The 17,467-nt window shown below is 62.5% G+C and carries 17 protein-coding genes, 1 tRNA gene and 1 pseudogene; 13 read left to right on the top strand and 6 right to left on the bottom strand.

Translation table 11 applies throughout. The features are described 5' to 3' along the window. Positions 1-270: pseudogene (locus BGN91_RS03680) on the top strand (ketol-acid reductoisomerase); the annotation flags it as partial. A gap of 78 nt (positions 271-348) precedes the next feature. On the opposite strand, the gene BGN91_RS03675 reads toward BGN91_RS03680, so the two are convergent. The 4 genes from BGN91_RS03675 to BGN91_RS03660 all read right to left on the bottom strand — a co-directional run bounded on the left by BGN91_RS03675 (position 349) and on the right by BGN91_RS03660 (position 3,549). Further along, positions 349-1,908 (bottom strand): ABC transporter permease/substrate-binding protein, encoded by a 1,560-nt coding sequence (locus BGN91_RS03675; RefSeq protein ID WP_292610627.1) that lies wholly within the window; start codon positions 1,906-1,908, stop codon positions 349-351. Further along, entirely contained in the window at positions 1,905-2,696 is a 792-nt protein-coding gene (locus BGN91_RS03670) for an ATP-binding cassette domain-containing protein (RefSeq protein ID WP_292610625.1), read from the bottom strand. Before BGN91_RS03670 ends, BGN91_RS03675 begins: the two co-directional genes overlap by 4 nt. A 57-nt stretch (positions 2,697-2,753) precedes the next feature. Beyond that, entirely contained in the window at positions 2,754-3,179 is a 426-nt protein-coding gene (locus BGN91_RS03665; RefSeq protein ID WP_292610624.1) for a hypothetical protein, read from the bottom strand. A gap of 163 nt (positions 3,180-3,342) precedes the next feature. Beyond that, a complete protein-coding gene (locus BGN91_RS03660) occupies positions 3,343-3,549 on the bottom strand; it encodes a hypothetical protein (protein WP_292610623.1) in 207 nt (68 codons plus the stop codon). A 79-nt stretch (positions 3,550-3,628) separates the two neighbouring features. Here BGN91_RS03660 and BGN91_RS03655 point away from each other — a divergent pair, with 79 nt between their 5' ends. The 5 genes from BGN91_RS03655 (at position 3,629) to BGN91_RS03635 (ending at position 8,434) form a co-directional block, all read left to right on the top strand. Continuing rightward, entirely contained in the window at positions 3,629-4,336 is a 708-nt protein-coding gene (locus tag BGN91_RS03655; protein ID WP_292610622.1) for an NUDIX hydrolase, read from the top strand. 54 nt (positions 4,337-4,390) lie between these two features. Next, positions 4,391-5,398, top strand: a complete 1,008-nt coding sequence (locus BGN91_RS03650; RefSeq protein ID WP_292610621.1) for a polyphosphate kinase 2 family protein — start codon at positions 4,391-4,393, stop codon at positions 5,396-5,398. A gap of 449 nt (positions 5,399-5,847) precedes the next feature. After that, positions 5,848-7,410, top strand: a complete 1,563-nt coding sequence (locus tag BGN91_RS03645; RefSeq protein ID WP_292610619.1) for a 2-isopropylmalate synthase — start codon at positions 5,848-5,850, stop codon at positions 7,408-7,410. Positions 7,411-7,615: 205 nt separating this feature from the next. Next, positions 7,616-8,200 carry a Spy/CpxP family protein refolding chaperone gene (locus BGN91_RS03640; protein ID WP_292610617.1) on the top strand — a complete coding sequence of 195 codons (585 nt, stop codon included), beginning with the start codon at positions 7,616-7,618 and terminating at the stop codon, positions 8,198-8,200. A 158-nt stretch (positions 8,201-8,358) separates the two neighbouring features. Beyond that, positions 8,359-8,434 (top strand) — tRNA-Lys (locus BGN91_RS03635). Between the two features lie 199 nt (positions 8,435-8,633). On the opposite strand, the gene BGN91_RS03630 is transcribed toward BGN91_RS03635, so the two are convergent. Then, positions 8,634-8,837, bottom strand: a complete 204-nt coding sequence (locus BGN91_RS03630) for a hypothetical protein (protein ID WP_292610615.1) — start codon at positions 8,835-8,837, stop codon at positions 8,634-8,636. A 177-nt stretch (positions 8,838-9,014) separates the two neighbouring features. Between BGN91_RS03630 and BGN91_RS03625 the strand changes: the two genes are divergently transcribed. Together BGN91_RS03625 and BGN91_RS03620 are read left to right on the top strand one after the other, a co-directional pair. Continuing rightward, on the top strand, positions 9,015-9,467 hold the full coding sequence (locus tag BGN91_RS03625; protein WP_292610613.1) for a MaoC family dehydratase: 453 nt from the start codon (positions 9,015-9,017) through the stop codon (positions 9,465-9,467). Beyond that, a complete protein-coding gene (locus tag BGN91_RS03620) occupies positions 9,464-10,354 on the top strand; it encodes a CoA ester lyase (RefSeq protein WP_292610612.1) in 891 nt (296 codons plus the stop codon). Before BGN91_RS03625 ends, BGN91_RS03620 begins: the two co-directional genes overlap by 4 nt. A gap of 36 nt (positions 10,355-10,390) precedes the next feature. On the opposite strand, the gene BGN91_RS03615 is transcribed toward BGN91_RS03620, so the two are convergent. Further along, positions 10,391-11,665, bottom strand: coding sequence for a serine hydrolase domain-containing protein (locus BGN91_RS03615; protein ID WP_292610610.1), 1,275 nt, complete (start codon positions 11,663-11,665; stop codon positions 10,391-10,393). 218 nt (positions 11,666-11,883) lie between these two features. Here BGN91_RS03615 and BGN91_RS03610 point away from each other — a divergent pair, with 218 nt between their 5' ends. From BGN91_RS03610 to BGN91_RS03590, 5 genes are all read left to right on the top strand, one after another. Continuing rightward, positions 11,884-13,104, top strand: coding sequence for an FAD-dependent oxidoreductase (locus BGN91_RS03610; RefSeq protein WP_292610608.1), 1,221 nt, complete (start codon positions 11,884-11,886; stop codon positions 13,102-13,104). 197 nt (positions 13,105-13,301) lie between these two features. Then, positions 13,302-14,558: a Glu/Leu/Phe/Val dehydrogenase gene (locus tag BGN91_RS03605; protein ID WP_292610606.1), complete on the top strand. Its 1,257-nt coding sequence runs from the start codon at positions 13,302-13,304 to the stop codon at positions 14,556-14,558. Between the two features lie 144 nt (positions 14,559-14,702). Further along, positions 14,703-15,404 (top strand): TetR/AcrR family transcriptional regulator, encoded by a 702-nt coding sequence (locus tag BGN91_RS03600; RefSeq protein WP_292610604.1) that lies wholly within the window; start codon positions 14,703-14,705, stop codon positions 15,402-15,404. Between the two features lies 1 nt (position 15,405). Next, positions 15,406-16,617: an efflux RND transporter periplasmic adaptor subunit gene (locus BGN91_RS03595; protein ID WP_292610602.1), complete on the top strand. Its 1,212-nt coding sequence runs from the start codon at positions 15,406-15,408 to the stop codon at positions 16,615-16,617. Between the two features lie 94 nt (positions 16,618-16,711). Beyond that, positions 16,712-17,467: efflux RND transporter permease subunit (locus tag BGN91_RS03590; protein WP_292610600.1), on the top strand; the 756-nt coding region annotated here is incomplete at its 3' end.

Here is a 17,467-nt window from a genome sequence, read left to right as displayed (position 1 = left end):
ATCTCCAACACCGCCGAATACGGCGAGTACGTCACCGGTCCGCGGATCGTGACCGCGGAGACCAAGAAAGAAATGAAGCGCGTGCTCGACGACATTCAGTCCGGCAAGTTCGCCCGCGACTGGATGCTGGAGAACAAGGTCAACCAGACCTCGTTCAAGGCGACGCGCGCCCGGCTTGCGGAGCATCCGATCGAGCAGGTCGGCGCCAAGCTTCGCGACATGATGCCCTGGATCAAGAAGGCGGCGCTGGTCGATAAAGCCAAGAACTGACGCCTCTTTCCCTCTCCCCATAAGGGGGAGGGAAGAGCTGGTGCCGCGCTGCAAGGCACGGCAGGTAAGTCACTTATTTTATTTCTCGTTGATCTTCGCCCACATCCAGCGCGCGACCGCCGTCGGCAAGCTGTCCGCGCCGGTGCCGCTGGCGCGAAGGTTGGCTTCGCGCATGAGGGCGATGTCGATTTTTCCAAGCAGGGGTTGGAGCGCGGCCTTGAGCTTCGCGTCATCGGCACGGCGGGGCGCCAGCAGTACGATCGCGTCATAGGGCGGAATCGCGTGGCGGGAATCGTCGAGCACGGTCAGGCCGTATTTGGCGATCTGTCCGTCGCTGGTGTAGCCCGCGATCACGTCGACTTCGCCTGAGGCGACGGCGGCATACATGAAGTTCGACTGCATCTGCCGTTGCTCGCGAAACGATAATCCATAAGCCTTCTTCAAGGCAGCCCACTCAGGCCGTGCGAAGAATTCGTAGTCGCCCGCGATCGACATCGCGCCCGCATGCGCAGCGAGGTCGCCGATCGAATGGATGTTCAGCGCGTCGGCGCGGGCTTTCGGCATCACCAGCGCGTAGGCGTTCTCGAAGCCGAGCTCGCCGAGCAGAATGATGTTCCGCTGCGCCAGCGTCGCCTTGATGTCTGCGAGCAATTTTTCGCGCGGCGCGATACCCGCGTTGTGGAACTGGTTTGCCCACAGCGTGCCTGAATAATCGACATAGACGTCGATGTCGCCATTGACCAGCGCCTCGAAGATCACGTTGGAGCCGAGTCCCTCGCGCGTGGTGGCCGGGAGACCGGCCGCCTGCAGCCGTTGCGAGATCAGCGCCGCCAGCACGTATTGCTCGGTGAAGGTCTTGGCGCCGACGATGTAGCCGGATTTCGTGCGCGCAAACGAGGGCGCCAGCGCGACAGCGATCAGCGCCGCGATGACGGCAATGCCGGCCGTGACGCGGATACGGCTTCGGACCTGCAAACCGGATTCGATCAGCGCCAGCAATTGATCCACAACCAGCGCAAGGATGGCCGCGGCGATGCAGCCGAACAGCACGAACACCCAGTTCTGGGTTTGCAGCCCGGCGAAGATGTAATTGCCGAGGCTGGTCTGGCCGATCGGTGTGGACAGTGTCGCGGTGCCTATCACCCAAACCGCGGCAGTGCGGATGCCCGCCATGATCACCGGCAGCGCCAGCGGCAGTTCGACCATCGTAAGCGACTGCCGCGGCGTCATGCCGACGCCACGCGCTGCTTCGGTCAAAGCAGGGTCGATACCTTGCAAGCCGGTGATGGTGTTGCGCAGTACCGGCAGCATCGAATAAAGCGCGAGCGCCAGCACCGCCGGCAAAAATCCGAAAGCGGAGAATCCGAGACCGAACCAGCTCGACGTCAAAGCCGCGAGCGCCAGCAACAGCGGATAGAACAGCGCCAGCAGCGCCAGTCCCGGAACCGTTTGCACGATGCTGGCGACGACCAGCAGCACCGAGCGCATCACCGGCCGGTTGCGCGCCATCAGGGCGAGGGGAAAACTCGCGGCGAGTCCGAGCACCAGCGCGGCGACGCTGACACGGACATGATTGCCGAGATAATCGGGCAGGTGGCCAATCGCATCGTTCCAGCGCGGATCGGACAGCAGGTTCATGGCGTGCCGTTCCGCGAGAGCGCAGCATGAAGCCGCTCGGCCTGTCGGCGAGGCGTGCCGAGCAGCTCGCCGACATACGGATCGTCGCTCCGGGACAATTCCGCCGCCGTTCCGAGCGCGGCGAGGCGACCCTCGCGCATGACGGCAACGCGGTCTGCAAGCAGCAACGCCTCCGTCATGTCGTGAGTGATCATCACGGTTGTAAGGCCCAGCCTTGCGTGAAGCGCGCGATAGTCGGCGCCGAGCGCGTCGCGCGTCACCGGATCGAGCGCGCCGAACGGCTCATCCATCAGCACGATGTGCGGTTTGGCGGCGAGCGCCCGCGCCACGCCGACGCGCTGGCGCTGGCCGCCGGACAATTCGTGCGGGAAGCGGTCGCGATGCTGTACGCGGTCGAGCTGCACCAGATCGAGCAGATCGTCGACCCGCGCTGCGATCTCCGGCTTCGGCGTTCCGAGCAGGCGCGGCGTGATGCCGATGTTGGCGGCGATGCTCATATGCGGGAACAGGCCGCCGCTCTGGAACACATAGCCCATCCGGCGGCGCAGCAGAATCGGATCGACGCGCGCGATGTCCTCGCCCGCGATGGTGATGGTCCCGGCGTCGGGATTGATCAACCTGTTGGCAAGCCGCAGCAGCGTGGTCTTGCCGGAGCCGGAGCCGCCGACGACGGCGAGAAACTCGCCGGCGGCGATATCGAGAGTGACATCGTCCACAGCCTTGACGCGGCCGCCGTCGAAACTTTTGGCGACATGCGAAAACGCGATCAGCGGCGGGGTATCGCTCATGCCTTGCCGGTTAACACATGGTCGCTGTCGCACCAAGTCCAGTCCGGCTGGCTGGCGCTATCGCGGGTTCTCGAGGGTCTCGACGTCGAAGGTTACGGCGAGCCGACCACCGATGCACAGGGATCGATAGGTGATGGCGAGCCGGTTCCTAAGTGAAGCGATCTCCACGTCGATACGTCGCCTGGCCAGCAGCGCGAGCGGATCACGCTCATCGTCGGGAGCCGCGCTGCATTTGACCGTTCCAAACCGGCGCGTCGCTTCCACGGTTTCACGCTCGATCGCAGCCTCAAGCGCGCTGCGGTTGCGGGAGCGCCGTAGCGCGATCTGAAGCGCGAGGCTCCAGCTTTCAGCGATTGTCGTGACGACGTCGCCGGGATGAATGGCTCCCGTCGAGGTATCGCTGTCATCGGCCCGGCCGGCCGATTTATTCAGCAGGAACACCAGCGCGATCACGCTGACGCAGGCGAGTTTCCGTCGTCTCATCCATGTCTCCGATTGTCCTGCGAGGCTCTTGTTTCACGGCGAGCGGGAGCGCGCGGATACAGCGGTCCAGCCGCAGCCAAATGCCGGGTTCTTCGATGATGGTTGGAATGATGCGCAGCCTTTGCCCGCTTGTCACGCGGCGGTGATTTGTGAGCACACCGCGTCACGACGCACGCGGCGGCATCGCGAAAATCGATCGAATTTGAATCAGATCGTCATCGCGTTGAACGATGACGGTAAATTTTGTGTCGAAATCCGGACGTGCAATTTCATTCAAATTGTATCGCTGCTTTGCTGGGAAAATTGCCGACAATTTTATCTTGTTGTCCCCGCCTTTATTTTGCTCTGTGTTTTGCACCTGTACGTGCATCGCCGCCGCCGGCGATCTTGCATACCGCCCGCCGGCGGGACTAAAACGCGGCGGACTACGGAAGCGGAAATAGCGCAGAGTGACGACACCCGCGATTCATCGCGTCATCCGGCTGGATCTTGCGGTCCGGCCTTGGCGCTGGGCCTTCGCTGACGAGCGCCGTCGCGAGATTGATGCGCACTTCGCCGCGCAGCGCGTCAAAACGCCGGCGTTATGGAACGGGCGCGTTCTGCTCGGCCGCAACCGGCGGTTCGATGGCGGCTGTTTTCGCGCGGACTACTTCGAGACCGATTTCGCGAGCTTTCTGGCGTGGCGTGACTGGGGTTTCCCCGACAAGGACGTCTTCAACGGTTTCGGCATGGGCGCGCTGCGCGGCAGCGATGGCCAATTCGTGCTGGGCGAAATGGCGGCGACGACGGCAAACTCTGGGCGCATCTATTTTCCCGCCGGCATGTCCGACCCTTGCGATATCCGGGACGGCAAGCTTGACCTTGCGATCGGTATCATCCGGGAGGTCAGCGAAGAAACCGGCCTTCCCCGCGACCTGTATCGCGCCGATCCGTGCTGGTATTGCGTCGATAGCGGTCACTCGATCGCGGTCATCCAGCTTTTGGACGCAGTCCTGCCGGGCCAGGAGTTGCGTGCGCGGATCGTTCGCACGCTGGCGGGACAGGCCGCGCCCGAACTCAGCGCGATCCATCTGGTGCGTGATCGCCGGGATTTTACCGCGGCGATGCCGGACTATGTGACGGCGTTTATCGAGCACGTCGCAGCGATGGCGGTTTGACATCGGCGGTGAGGCAATATTGTCTTGAGGCTGGCGGAAACCGGAGTTCGCTTCATGAGCAAGACGAAAAACCTTGTTGCCGATCCCGGGAGTTTCGTCGATCCGTTTCGTGTCGATGGCACCAGGCCGTTTCACCTGACGTCGTTCAAAACCGCCGATCGCGGCGGCATCGACAAGGACAGGGGACAGGAGATCATCAAGGTCAACCGCGACCTTCTCAGCGATCTTCAGGAAAAGCTTTATGCGCAGGATCGCTGGTCGCTGCTTTTGGTGTTCCAGGGCATGGATGCGGCCGGCAAGGACAGCGCCATCGAGAGCGTGTTCGATGGCATCAATCCGCAGGGCTGCGACGTGCATTCCTTCAAGCAGCCTTCGACGGAAGAACTCGATCACGATTTCATGTGGCGAGCGGCGCGACGGCTGCCCGAGCGCGGGCGTATCGGCATCTTCAACCGTTCCTACTACGAGGAAGTGCTGGTGGTGCGCGTACATCCGGAAATTCTGGCGAAACAACGGATCCCGCCGAAGCTGGTGACGAAGAATATCTGGCGCGAGCGCTTCGAGGATATTTCCGCCTTCGAGAAATATCTCGCCCGTAACGGCACAGTCGTGCTGAAGTTCTTCCTCAACGTTTCAAAGGAGGAACAGCGCCGGCGTTTTCTCGATCGCCTGGAGGAACCCGGGAAGAACTGGAAGTTCTCGATGGGCGACGTCGCCGAACGCGAGCTCTGGGGCAAGTATCAGGCGGCCTATCAGGACGTGATCCGCCATACCGCCTCGCCCGACGCGCCATGGTATGTCGTGCCGGCCGACCACAAGTGGTTCGCGCGGGTGGTGATCGGTTCCGCCATTGTCGGGGCGTTGAACAGGCTGGATCTGCGGTTCCCAAAGGTCGACAAGAGCGAGCGTGGGGAGTTCAAAAAGGTCCGCGAGGCGTTGGCGAACGAAAGCAGGAGCGCGTTGCGCACCAGGAAAGCAGCTCCGAAGGATGCCGCGACACGCAAGGCCAGGGCGGATTCCGATCGGTCGGCATCCCGGGAAGGTGCGCCGCGGTCGGATTAAACAGCAGATCGCGATCCTGGCCGCCGCTCCCGGAAGCAGGTCTGGCAGCCTTGCTGACCATTCTTTGGCGTTGCGATGACACGCCGTTCTCGTCTAGAACCTGTCCGGCAGGGGGTCGGCAACGAACCGTCAACGGTTTTCGTCGAGAATAACCCTCACGCGTATTCCGCAAAAGTGGATGCCGGTTTTGCGATCAATACGCGCAAGCTCTAAGGGTCCGGTAATGCTGGCTTGCAGCGACATGGCGAGAATTCACGGGAGGACGGCGGTAGCCGCCGGTCCCGAAGCGATTCCGGCTGCGTCCTTGCCCACCCTGCTTGTCGGCGGGCTGCTGCTTCTTATCGGCCCCTGAGCGCCGGCTGGGCAGTTGTTGCCTGGGCACTCAGGGGAACGCAGAGCACCAGACCCTTTCGAGCGCGCGCAGCGCGCATGGACCAGAGGAACTTCCCATGAGTACCGCGAACAAGTCCGACAAGGACCGCGTCATCATATTCGACACCACTTTGCGCGACGGCGAGCAATGCCCCGGCGCCACCATGACATTCGAGGAGAAGCTCGAGGTGGCGGAGATGCTCGACGAGATGGGCGTCGACGTCATTGAAGCAGGCTTCCCGATCGCTTCGGTCGGCGACTTCGAGGCGGTGACGGAGATCGCGAAGAACGCCAGGAACGCGATGATCGCGGGTCTGGCCCGCGCCATTCCCGGCGACATCGCCCGTGCCGGCGAGGCGGTGCGTCACGCACGGCGCGGCCGCATTCATACCTTCGTTTCCACCTCGCCGATTCATCTGGCGCACCAGATGCGCAAGAGCGAAGCCGAGGTGCTGGAGATCATCACCGCGACGGTGACGCAGGCCCGCAACCTGGTCGAGAACGTCGAATGGTCGGCGATGGACGCGACCCGCACCCCGATCGACTATCTCTGCAAATGCGTGGAGACCGCGATCGCGGCCGGCGCCACCACCATCAACCTGCCGGATACCGTGGGCTACGCGGTGCCGGACGAATACCGGCGAATGTTCAGGACCATTCGCGAGCGGGTGCCGAACGCAGACAAGGCGATCTTCTCGGTGCACTGCCATGACGATCTGGGGCTCGCCGTCGCCAACTCGCTGGCCGGCGTCGAGGGCGGCGCGCGACAGGTGGAATCCACCATCAACGGCATCGGCGAGCGGGCGGGCAACGCCGCGCTGGAAGAAGTCGTGATGGCGATCAAGACGCGGGCCGACGTCATGCCGTATTGGTGCAACGTCGAGAGCACGATGCTGACGCGCGCTTCAAAGCTGGTGTCGGCGGCGACCTCGTTCCCGGTGCAGTACAACAAGGCGATTGTCGGCCGGAACGCGTTCGCGCACGAGAGCGGCATTCATCAGGACGGCATGCTGAAGAATGCGCAGACCTACGAGATCATGACGCCGGAGAGCGTCGGCGTGAAGCAGACGTCGCTGGTGATGGGCAAGCATTCCGGCCGCCATGCCTTCCAGCACAAGCTGGAGGAACTTGGCTACAAGCTGGCCGAGAACCAGTTGCAGGATGCGTTCGTGCGCTTCAAGGCGCTGGCGGACCGCAAGAAGGATATCTACGACGAGGACATCGTTGCGCTGGTCGACGAGGAGATGGCGGCGTCGCACGATCGCATCAAGCTGGCGTCGCTGACGGTGATCGCGGGCACCCATGGTCCGCAGCGCGCAACCATGAAGCTCATGGTCGATGGCCAGAACCGGATAGAGGAAGCCGAGGGCAACGGTCCGGTGGATGCTGTGTTCAACTGCATCAAGAGGCTGGTGCCGCACGACGCCAAGCTGGAGCTTTACCAGGTTCATGCGGTGACACAGGGAACCGATGCGCAGGCGGAGGTGTCCGTGCGTCTCAGCCAGGATGGCCGTGCGATGACCTCGCGCGCCGCCGATCCGGATACGCTGGTCGCATCCGCCAAGGCCTATCTCGGCGCGCTCAACAAGATCGTGATGAAGCATCAGCGCGATCTGCCAGCGGCCGCCGCGGCGAGTTGATCCTTTCATTTCATGTCGACGAACGGCGCCGCGAGTGTCGTTCGTTTCACTGATGCTGTTCCCGCTACCACGTCGGCTGAACGTCCTGTTCGTTCAGTCGCCCAGATTACATCTTCGTAAGAGAAACCACTCTTGCGAAGATGTAATTTGCATGGCGGGCCATGCACATCCATCTTTCATTGGGCCTTGCAAAGGAGGGTTTCCAATGAAGAAGGCCATTCTCGCCGGCGTCGCAGCGCTCGCCATTGCCGGTTCGACTGCGGTGTATGCCCATCAGCATCGTCCCTGGTCGCACGACTACTCGCGGCTCAGCCCGCAGGACAGGACGGCTCTCGCCGATTCGAGGATAGCCGCGATCCACGCCGGCCTCACGCTGACGCCGGATCAGGAGAAGCTTTGGCCGCCGGTGGAAAAGGCTATTCGCGATTTCGCGAAGCTTCGGATCGATCGTGCGAATGCCAGAATGGAGGCGAAAAAGGAAACCAAGAGCGAATCCAAGAACGACGCGAAGAGCGAGGACGCGCAAAAGCGGGCGCCTGTCGATCAGGTCGCACGGCTGCGCGAGCGCGCCGATCGCATGGCCGAGACGGCGACCGCTTTGAAGAAAATCGCCGATGCCGCCGATCCGCTTTACAAGACCCTCGACGACAGCCAGAAGCGGCGCCTGATGGTTCTCACCCGCATGAACCATGGTTTCGGCATGGGAGGCGGCGGCTGGCTTCACCACCACTTCGATCGTGGTGGCGACCGGGACGGCCCGGGCTCGGACCAGAAGCCCGGTCAACTCTGATACCGGAGCGCCGGGACATGAGGAAGCCGCCGGTTTCGGCGGCTTTTTCGTGTTTGGCGAACGCCGCGGTCGCGGGGGAAACCACCGCGGCTCTGCTGGACATCGCGGGTTCGCTTTGCTACACGACCCCCGTCCCGCAAGGGAATTTCGACAGTTTCGGGCGATTAGCTCAGTTGGTAGAGCAGCTGACTCTTAATCAGCGGGTCGTAGGTTCGAGCCCTACATCGCCCACCAAGCGATCTCAAACACTTAGCCAAACCGAACCGTGAACAAAGCGACGTCGTGCGATACACGTACGACATGGTTTGTCGCGCACTTGCGGCACTCGGCCATTATCCGCCGGCAAACAGCTTCGTCATTCCGTCAGTTCGTCCTTGCGAACCTGGAAGCCGGAGCCGGTCGATGCCCTGATCGGCGCGGCCGGAGCGAAGTCTTATTCCACCGTGTGGTGCGGGTCGATTCTACGCTTGACCCATTGGCCGAGGACATAGAACGCCACAAACATCACCGTCGCGATCGCTGCGATGGCGAAATCGGAGTACGCGCCTTTGAGTGTCGAGGCGAGAATGTAAACGCCGGCGAGCCCGACGCCAAAGACAGCCAGGGAGGCAATTTCGGCGGTCAGTTTTTTGGTCAATTGAGTCTCCGCATAGGCCGACCAGTTGCTGATGATGGGAATTAGAGCATAAAAAGAGCGAATATCGAGCCCCGTTTTTGATTTGAGGTCTCTTCATATTCCTGGACGGAATCGATCGGCCTGACCTTAATCATTTTCAGGTATCTATCTGACTTTGCTGCGGGAAGGAAAGCCGGGATGGCGGGTCTTTATTTCGAGCAGTTTTCCGTCGGACAAGCCTTCGTTCATGAAATCCGGCGGACGGTCACCGACATGGACAATATTTTGTTCTCGTCGCTGACCTGTAATCCCGCGCCGGTGCATATCGATCACGAATATGCCAGGTCGACCGAATTCGGCAAACCGCTGATGAATTCGATCTTCACGTTGGGCCTCGTCATCGGCCTGTCCGTGCAGGACACGACGCTCGGAACCACGGTCGGCAATCTCGGCATGGAAGAAACCAGGTTTCCGCATCCGGTGTTCGCCGGCGATACCTTGCGTGCGGAATCCAAGGTGGTTGCGGTTCGCGCCAGCAAGTCGCGTCCGGGGCAGGGCGTCGTCACACTGGAGCACCGCGGCTTCAACCAGCGGGACGAGGAGGTGGTGTTCTGCCGCCGCAACGCGTTGATGATGGGGAAGCCGGCATGACGTTGCGTTCGCTTCTGTTCGTTCCGGCCGACAGCGATCGCAAGTTTGCCAAGGCCGATGCCTGCGGCGCGGATGCGCTGATCCTCGATCTGGAAGACTCCGTTGCGTCCGGCCGCAAGGCGTTTGCGCGGGATGCGGTGAAGAACCGCCTGGGTGCCGCAAGACCTGAGTGGATGTTCCTGGTGCGCATCAACCCGCTCGAAACCGAGCTGGCGCGGGAGGATCTCGCCGCGGTCGTTCGCCCGGGACTGGATGGCATCGTGCTTCCGAAAGTAAACGGTTATCACGACGTCGAGCAGGTCTCGCGCTATATCGATGACCTTGAGGTCGCTGCCGGCGTCGCCTCCGGGCATGTAAAACTGCTGGTTGTCGCAACCGAGACGCCGGCGGCGATGCTGGGCCTCGCCGGTTATGCCGCATCGCGCGCAACGCCGGGCTCGAGACTGGTGGCCATGACATGGGGCGCGGAAGACCTCAGCGCCGCGCTCGGCGCATTGACCAATAAAGAGCCGAACGGCGAGTGGACCTTCCCCTATCAGCTTGCGCGCGCCCAATGCCTTTTCGCCGCCGGCGCGGCGGGCGTGGTCGCGCTTGAAACGCTCTATGCCGATTACAGGGATCAGGACGGTCTCGTCGAGAGCTGCCGGATCGCGCGCCGTGACGGGTTTGTCGGACGTCTCGCGATACATCCAGATCAGGTCGCGACCATCAACGCCTGCTTCACGCCGTCCGAAGCCGACCTCGCTCATGCGCGGCGGGTGGTTGCAGCCTTCGCCGGTCAGCCGGACGCCGGCACGGTGGGCATCGACGGCAGAATGTATGACCGTCCGCACCTGGTCGCGGCGAGGCGCACACTGGCCTCGGTTGGCGAAATCGTCGCGGAATGAGCATCGGGCCTGAGGTGCCGGCGAAGCGGTGCAAAGTCAAAGATGACTGTCGGTGATGGCAGCATAGACCATGGTGCGAAGTTCGCGCCGGACGGGATAGGCGCTCGAAGGTATCACCTGTGTCATGAAGATCGTGATCAGTTCTTCCGCCGGATCGATCCAGAACGACGTCGTCGCCGCGCCGCCCCAGGCGTATTCGCCGGGGCTGCCGGGGACGAGTGTCTTTGCGGGATTCATGGTGACGGAGAACCCGAGGCCGAAGCCGACACCGCTATAGGTCGCTTCCGCAAACATCGATCGCGACATCTCCGGCAGGTCCCGGTTGCCGGGCAGGTGATTGGCCGTCATCAGCGCCAGCGTTTTCGGTCCGATCAGCCTGACGCCGTCGAGCGTGCCGCCGTTGAGCAGCGCGCGGCAGAAGGTGAGGTAGTCGGCGGCCGTCGAGCACAGACCGCCGCCTCCGGAGATGAGGCTGGGCGGCGACCGATAGGGACTTGTCGCCGGATCGTCCTGCAACGCCAGGCCGCTTTTCGCACCAGGTGAATGAACCGCCATCATGCCGCTGACGGTCGCGTTGTAGCAGGCCGCCAGCCGATGCGCCTTTTCGGCGGGAACGTAGAAGTCGGTGTCGGCCATGCCCAGCGGATCGAAAATGCGCTCCTTCAGAAATCGCTCGAACGGGATGCCGCTGATTTTGCCGACGAGATACCCGATCACGTCGGTGGAGACCGAGTAATTCCAGGCTTCGCCGGGCGAGAACTCCAGCGGGATTTTGGCAAGCGCCGCGATCATCGAATCAAGCGTGCCCGCGAGTTCGATCGTGCCGATCTGGCTGTCGCGATAGGCGGCGTCGACGTTGCTTCGCTGCTGGAAGCCGTAGGTCAGCCCGGACGTATGACGAAGAAGGTCGACGATCTGCATGGGCCGTGCCGGCGGCCGGGTGACGAAAGCGGGCGCCGTGCCCGCCTGGAACACGCCGAGGTTCTTCCACTCGGGAATGTACTTGTGAACCGGCTCGTCGAGCGCAACGAGACCTTGCTCCACCAGCATCATGAAAGCGACGGACGTGATCGGCTTGGTCATGGAATAGATGCGGAAGATGGTGTCGTCCCTCATCGGCGCCTTGCGTTCGAGATCGGCAAATCCCTGCACGGAGCTGTGCACGACCTGTCCGCGCCGATACACGACAAGCTGCGTGCCCGGAAACCGGTTCGCGTCGATGTATCGTCGCTTCAGATGGTCATCGATCCGATCGAGCGCAGCCCTGGACATGCCGGCGGCTTCGGGCGAGGTGGGAGCGAAGGCTGACATCTGGCGTCACTCCGGTGATGTCGGATCGGGCGCACGTAGCGCGCGCGGCGCCGGTGGCGGCCGCTGCGGTACTTAAATCGCAGATGCGAAGGGGTGGCAATCGCCGTCGGGCCGTGCAAGAAAACGCCGCTCGCAGGATGCTCCCGCGCCAGAAAGATGATGTTTCCGGAGGTAATATGACAGGCGATCAGACAATCTTGAGCCGGCAGGTTTGACGAATGGCAGACCAACCGGTTCTGATCGTGGGCGCGGGCCACGCAGGCTTTCAACTTGCGGTGTCGCTGCGTCAGGCGGGGTATGAGGGACCCGTCGGTCTGATCAATGACGAGTCGCATCTTCCCTATCAGCGGCCGCCGTTGTCGAAGGCCTATCTGAAGGGCGGCGGCAGCCCGGACTCGGTGATGTTCAGGCCGGAGAAATTCTATCACGACCAGCGCATCGACCTGATCGCCGACCGCGCCGTCGCGATCGACCGCGGCGCGCGCCAGCTTGTCTGCGCGTCCGGCGTATCCCGCGCTTACAAGCATCTCGTGCTGGCGACGGGCGCACGCAACCGGCTGCTGGATATCCCCAATGCTGGCCTTGAAGATGTACTCTATCTGCGCACGCTCGATGAAAGCGAGGCGCTGCGGCAACGCTTCGGAGCCGGCGGGAGGGTAGTCGTCGTCGGCGCCGGCTTCATCGGCCTCGAATTCGCGGCGACCGCGCGGGCGAAGGGTCTCGAGGTCGACGTGGTGGAACTGGCGCCGCGCGTCATGGCGCGCGCGGTCACGCCGGAGATTTCGGAGTTTTTTCAGCGCCGCCACAGCGAGGCCGGAATCCGGCTTCATTTCGGCGTGCAGGCCACGAGCATCACCAGCGACGAGGGCCGCGTAACCGGCGTGACCTTGAGCGACGGCAGGCCGATCACGGCCGATCTCGTGGTGATCGGCGTCGGCGTCTTGCCCAATGTCGAACTGGCTGCTGAGGCTGGCCTGCCGGTCGCCTCCGGCATCATCGTCGATGAGCATCTTCTCACTGCCGATCCGGACATCTCAGCGATCGGCGACTGCGCGTTGTTCACGAGCGTGCGTTTCGGCGCGCCGCTCCGGCTCGAATCCGTTCAGAACGCGACCGATCAGGCGCGTTGCGTGGCGGCGCGATTGACCGGCGATGCAAAGACCTATGACGGTCTGCCGTGGTTCTGGAGCGATCAGGGCCCGGACAAGCTGCAGATCGCGGGCCTCACCACCGGCTACGACCAGGTCGTTGTCCGCGGCGACGCCGGGCAGGGATCGTTCTCCGCGTTCTGTTACAAGGCGGGTCGCCTGATCGGAATCGAATCCGTCAATCGTGCGTCGGATCATGTTTTCGGTCGCCGCATTCTCGCGGTGAAAGGTTCGATCCCACCTGAGCAGGCTGCCGACTCCACCTTCGATCTCAAGCAGGCGCTTGCCTGAACCTGCGGCGGCAACGTGATCGCGGCCGGATCGGATGCGCCTTTGCGCAGGTGACGCTTGAGCGTCGGATGCATCGCGTCGCTCGCATGACTATATCGTGGAGACACCACCGGTGTTCGATCCGGCGAACTCATCCGTTCGGAATATGACCGCGCGCGCCTGCGATTGGTGAGCCCGGATCATGGAAGGAGAAAGCGATGACGGTTTATGCCGGCCCGGTCTTCGACATGGCGGTTCAGCAGTTCGACGTGATCGCCGATCACCTGTCGATCCCGACGGACGAGCGCGAGCGCATCCTGATGCCGAAGCGCTCGATCACGGTTTCCTGCCCTGTCCATCGCGATGACGGATCGATCACGGTTTTCGAGGGTTACCGCGTCCAGCATCACCTCACGCTGGGTCCGACCAAGGGCGGGACCCGCTTCGCGCCGAGCGTGGACATCGGCGAGGTGGCTGCGCTGGCCATCTGGATGAGTTGGAAATGCGCGCTGGTCGGGTTGCCGTATGGCGGAGCCAAGGGCGGGGTCAGGGTCGATCCCGGATCGATGTCGATGCGCGAACTGGAAGGGCTGTCGCGCCGCTACATGCAGGAGATGATCCCGTTCGTCGGTCCGCGAACCGACGTGATGGCGCCGGACATGGGCACCAATGAGCAGGTGATGGCCTGGTTCATGGATACCTATTCCATGTATCAGGGCAACACCGTCACCGAGATCGTCACCGGCAAGCCCGTGAGTTCGGGCGGCACGCTGGGCCGCCGGGAGGCCACCGGCCGCGGTGTCGCCCATCTCGTCCGCCGCGTCATGAATGAGCTGGACATCGTTGGCGGCGCAACGGCGGTCGTTCAGGGTTTCGGCAATGTCGGCTCCCACGCCGCGCTCGAGCTTTACAATTCCGGCATCAAGATCATCGCGGTCAGTGATCTCACCGATGCGCTTTATGACAGGAACGGGCTGGATATTCCCGCGCTGCTGCGCCACGCCGCCGCTCACGGGAGCATCGCCGGCTTTTCCAACCAGCTTCGCTACGATCCGGCGGCAATCCTGACGCTGCCGTGCGACGTGCTCATTCCCGCGGCCATAGAGCGCGTGATCGACGCGCATATCGCCGAGAATCTGAAATGCCGCGTGCTGGCCGAGGGCGCTAATGGGCCGACCACGCCTGAGGCCGATCTGATACTGGAGAAGCGTCAGCACGAGATTTTCGTGATCCCCGATATTCTCTGCAATTCCGGTGGCGTGGTCGTCAGCTACTTCGAATGGGTGCAGGATCTGCAGCAACTGTTCTGGGAAGAAGACGAAGTGACGCGCCGCGAATACCAGATACTGGATCGCGCTTTCGCCCAGATGATTGGTCGCGCCAAAAAGGACCGGATTCCTCATCGCACCGCGGCAATGGCGATCGGAGTCGAGAAGGTCCGGGCCGGAAAGGCCATGCGGGGGCTTTTTCCGTGATCGTCGGCCATGCTCAGGGCAGGTACGCGAGACTACGTATCCGCCGAATTGCGGATATTCTCCGCTCCCAACCCGGGATTATGATTGGTGCGTTGCAACATTTTTCCTTGACTTCGAGGGGAGTGAGTGTTTACTCACGTCACCATGAGCAACTTGCGAATGACCGGCGATCTTCGCCGGGAGCTTATCCTGAGTGCCGCGAAGCATTGCTTTGCGCGCTATGGGTTTGCGGGTACGACCACCAAAAGCGTTGCCGCCGCCGCCTCGATCTCCGAGGCATTGTTGTTCAAGCATTTCCCGAGCAAGGCGGCGCTCTATGCCGAAATCCTGGCTGAGGCCTGCCAGGCGGATCCCGCACTGCATCGCTTGCTCGACCGCGAGCCATCGACGGAGACGCTGGTCGTCCTGATCCGCGGCATGGTCAATCACTTCCTGAATGCTTCGGCTTCTCCGGATCAGGAGGAAGCACAACGTCTGCGCCTCCTGATCTCAAGTCAGCTCGATGACGGCGAATTTGCCCGACTGCTGTACGAAAAAATCCGGAATCTGATCGGACAGGCTTTCGCGGCTTCGCTCGAGCGTGCGATCGCAGCCGGGGATGCGGTGCCGGTCGGGCGCGATCCGCTCAACCTGTTCTGGTTTGCCCATCACACTGTTCTCATGATGGTTCTAACTCAGCTTCCTTCCGTTCCGGCCCTGACCTACGGAGCCGCGTCCGATCTGGAACGGCAAATCTGTGAATTCATTCTTCGCGGGGTCGGTCTGAACGCAGCGGCAATTGCCTTGCATCTGGACCAGGAACCTTTATTCAACGCCGCCCACACGTCGGCCGCAGAAAGTGCATGACATGACGGTAACAAGGCAAGGCAGCGCTGCCGACAAGAAGGATGTTTCGCCGCAGGACCTGCGCGAGACGTCTCGCGCGCGTCCCATACGCATCAAGCGCTGGTTCATCATTGTCGGCTTGCTGCTTGCGGTCCTTGTCGGCGCGCTGGTCGGGTTCAACGCCTTCCGTGCGCAGAAGATCAAGGAGTTCTTCGCCAACAACAAGCCGCCACCGGTCACGATCAGCGCGGCCGAGGCGAAGTCCGAAGTCCTGCCGAACCTGCAGCGGGCCGTCGGCAGTCTGGCGGCAGTGCATCAGGTCAACGTCACGTCCGACGTCAGCGGCCGCATCACCGACATTCTGTTCACCGCCGGCAGCCGCGTCACCCAGGGCACGCCGCTGGTGCAACTGTTCGACAAACCGGATCAGGGTGATCTCGCCAATTACAAGGCGCAGGCGACCGTAGCGAGACTGGCGCTTGAACGGGCGAAGCAGCTCGCGGCGCGACAGGTCGGTCCGCAGGTGACCGTGGATCAGGCGCAGGCCGCATTCGATCAGGCCAATGCCGGCATCGCCAAGACCGAGGCGATCATTTCGCAGAAGTTGGTGCGCGCGCCGTTCGACGGCGTGCTCGGAGTGCGTCAGGTAGAGGTGGGACAATTCCTCACCGCCGGCACGCAGATCGTCTCGCTGACGGATCTGTCGACGCTGTTTGCAAACTTCACCGTCACTGAAAAGGACAGCGGCCGCCTCTCCGTGGGCCAGGCTGTCCGGGTATCGGTCGATGCCTATCCCGGCAAGAAGTTCGACGGCAAGATCACCACTATCGAGCCGCAGATCGCGACCGATACCCGCAACATTCGCGTCCAGGCGACCATCAACAACCCGGGCGATATCCTGAAGCCGGGCATGTTCGCGGAAGTGACTGTGGTGCTGCCTGACAAGCCGGCGGTCATCACGGTGCCGGAAACCGCGGTCGAGTACACGCTGTATGGCGACTCCGTTTATCTCATCAAGGAGCACAAGGGCGACGACGGCAAGACCAGCTTGACCGCCGAGCAGACCTTCGTGCGCACCGGAGATCGTATCAACGGGCGCGCGGTGATCGAGAAGGGGCTGAAGCCGGGCGACAGGGTCGCCGCGGTCGGTCAGCTCAAGCTGCAGTCGGGTGCTGCCGTTGAAATCTCGAAGGATCCGCTGCCGCCGATCCCGGAGAAGCCGCCGCTGAACTGATTCCTGTCGGGATCGCCGCAGGCGGGTCCGACCGATCGAACGTCTCGCGGCCTTGCTCCGATCAGGAGGGGCGCGCGCCAAGGGAGCGCCTGCAATGGCATTCACCGATATCTTCATCAAGCGGCCGATCTTGTCGGTCGTCGTCAGCCTGCTGATACTGCTGATCGGTATGGCGGCCGCCTATAATTTGCCGATCCGGCAGTATCCGAAATTGTCCAACACCGTGATTACGGTCACCACGGCCTATCCCGGTGCGTCGCCGGAATTGATGCAGGGCTTTATAACCACGCCGATCGAACAGGCGGTCGCGTCGGCCGAGGGCGTCGACTACATCACCTCCGCCTCGACCCAAAGCCAGAGCCAGATCAAGGTCTACGTCAAATTGAACTTCGATCCGAACGCGGCGCTCACCGAGGTGCTGTCGAAGGTCAATTCGGTGAAGTACCTGATACCGAAGGAAGCCAACGATCCGGTGATCGTGAAGTCCACCGGCGAGACGACGGCGGTGATGTATATCGGCTTTTCGAGCGACGAACTGTCGGGCTCGGCGATTTCCGATTACCTGACGCGCGTGGTGCAGCCAATCCTTTCGACGGTGGACGGCGTCGCCTCAGCCGACATCCTGGGCGGCCAGACCTTCGCGATGCGGGTCTGGCTCGATCCGCTGAAGATGGCCGGGCGCAACGTGACCACCACGGAGGTCGCCTTAGCGATCGCGGCCAATAACTTCCAGGCGGCAGCCGGCCAGACCAAGGGCTTCTACACGATCTCCAACGTCTCGACCAATACCGACCTGCAGAGCGTCGAGCAGTTCAAGCGCATGACGGTGAAGGCCAAGGACGGCGGCTTC

The organism is Nitrobacter sp. 62-13 (genome assembly GCF_001896955.1).
Classification (GTDB): domain Bacteria; phylum Pseudomonadota; class Alphaproteobacteria; order Rhizobiales; family Xanthobacteraceae; genus Nitrobacter.
This window is presented reverse-complemented; position numbering and strand designations above follow the sequence as displayed.

Coding starts and splice junctions, on each gene's coding strand:
- BGN91_RS03675 (WP_292610627.1), bottom strand. CDS start 1,908: ATGAACCTGCTGTCCGATCCGCGCTGGAACGATGCGATTGGCCACCTG.
- BGN91_RS03670 (WP_292610625.1), bottom strand. CDS start 2,696: ATGAGCGATACCCCGCCGCTGATCGCGTTTTCGCATGTCGCCAAAAGT.
- BGN91_RS03665 (WP_292610624.1), bottom strand. CDS start 3,179: ATGAGACGACGGAAACTCGCCTGCGTCAGCGTGATCGCGCTGGTGTTC.
- BGN91_RS03660 (WP_292610623.1), bottom strand. CDS start 3,549: ATGCACGTACAGGTGCAAAACACAGAGCAAAATAAAGGCGGGGACAAC.
- BGN91_RS03650 (WP_292610621.1), top strand. CDS start 4,391: ATGAGCAAGACGAAAAACCTTGTTGCCGATCCCGGGAGTTTCGTCGAT.
- BGN91_RS03645 (WP_292610619.1), top strand. CDS start 5,848: ATGAGTACCGCGAACAAGTCCGACAAGGACCGCGTCATCATATTCGAC.
- BGN91_RS03640 (WP_292610617.1), top strand. CDS start 7,616: ATGAAGAAGGCCATTCTCGCCGGCGTCGCAGCGCTCGCCATTGCCGGT.
- BGN91_RS03625 (WP_292610613.1), top strand. CDS start 9,015: ATGGCGGGTCTTTATTTCGAGCAGTTTTCCGTCGGACAAGCCTTCGTT.
- BGN91_RS03620 (WP_292610612.1), top strand. CDS start 9,464: ATGACGTTGCGTTCGCTTCTGTTCGTTCCGGCCGACAGCGATCGCAAG.
- BGN91_RS03615 (WP_292610610.1), bottom strand. CDS start 11,665: ATGTCAGCCTTCGCTCCCACCTCGCCCGAAGCCGCCGGCATGTCCAGG.
- BGN91_RS03610 (WP_292610608.1), top strand. CDS start 11,884: ATGGCAGACCAACCGGTTCTGATCGTGGGCGCGGGCCACGCAGGCTTT.
- BGN91_RS03605 (WP_292610606.1), top strand. CDS start 13,302: ATGACGGTTTATGCCGGCCCGGTCTTCGACATGGCGGTTCAGCAGTTC.
- BGN91_RS03600 (WP_292610604.1), top strand. CDS start 14,703: ATGAGCAACTTGCGAATGACCGGCGATCTTCGCCGGGAGCTTATCCTG.
- BGN91_RS03595 (WP_292610602.1), top strand. CDS start 15,406: ATGACGGTAACAAGGCAAGGCAGCGCTGCCGACAAGAAGGATGTTTCG.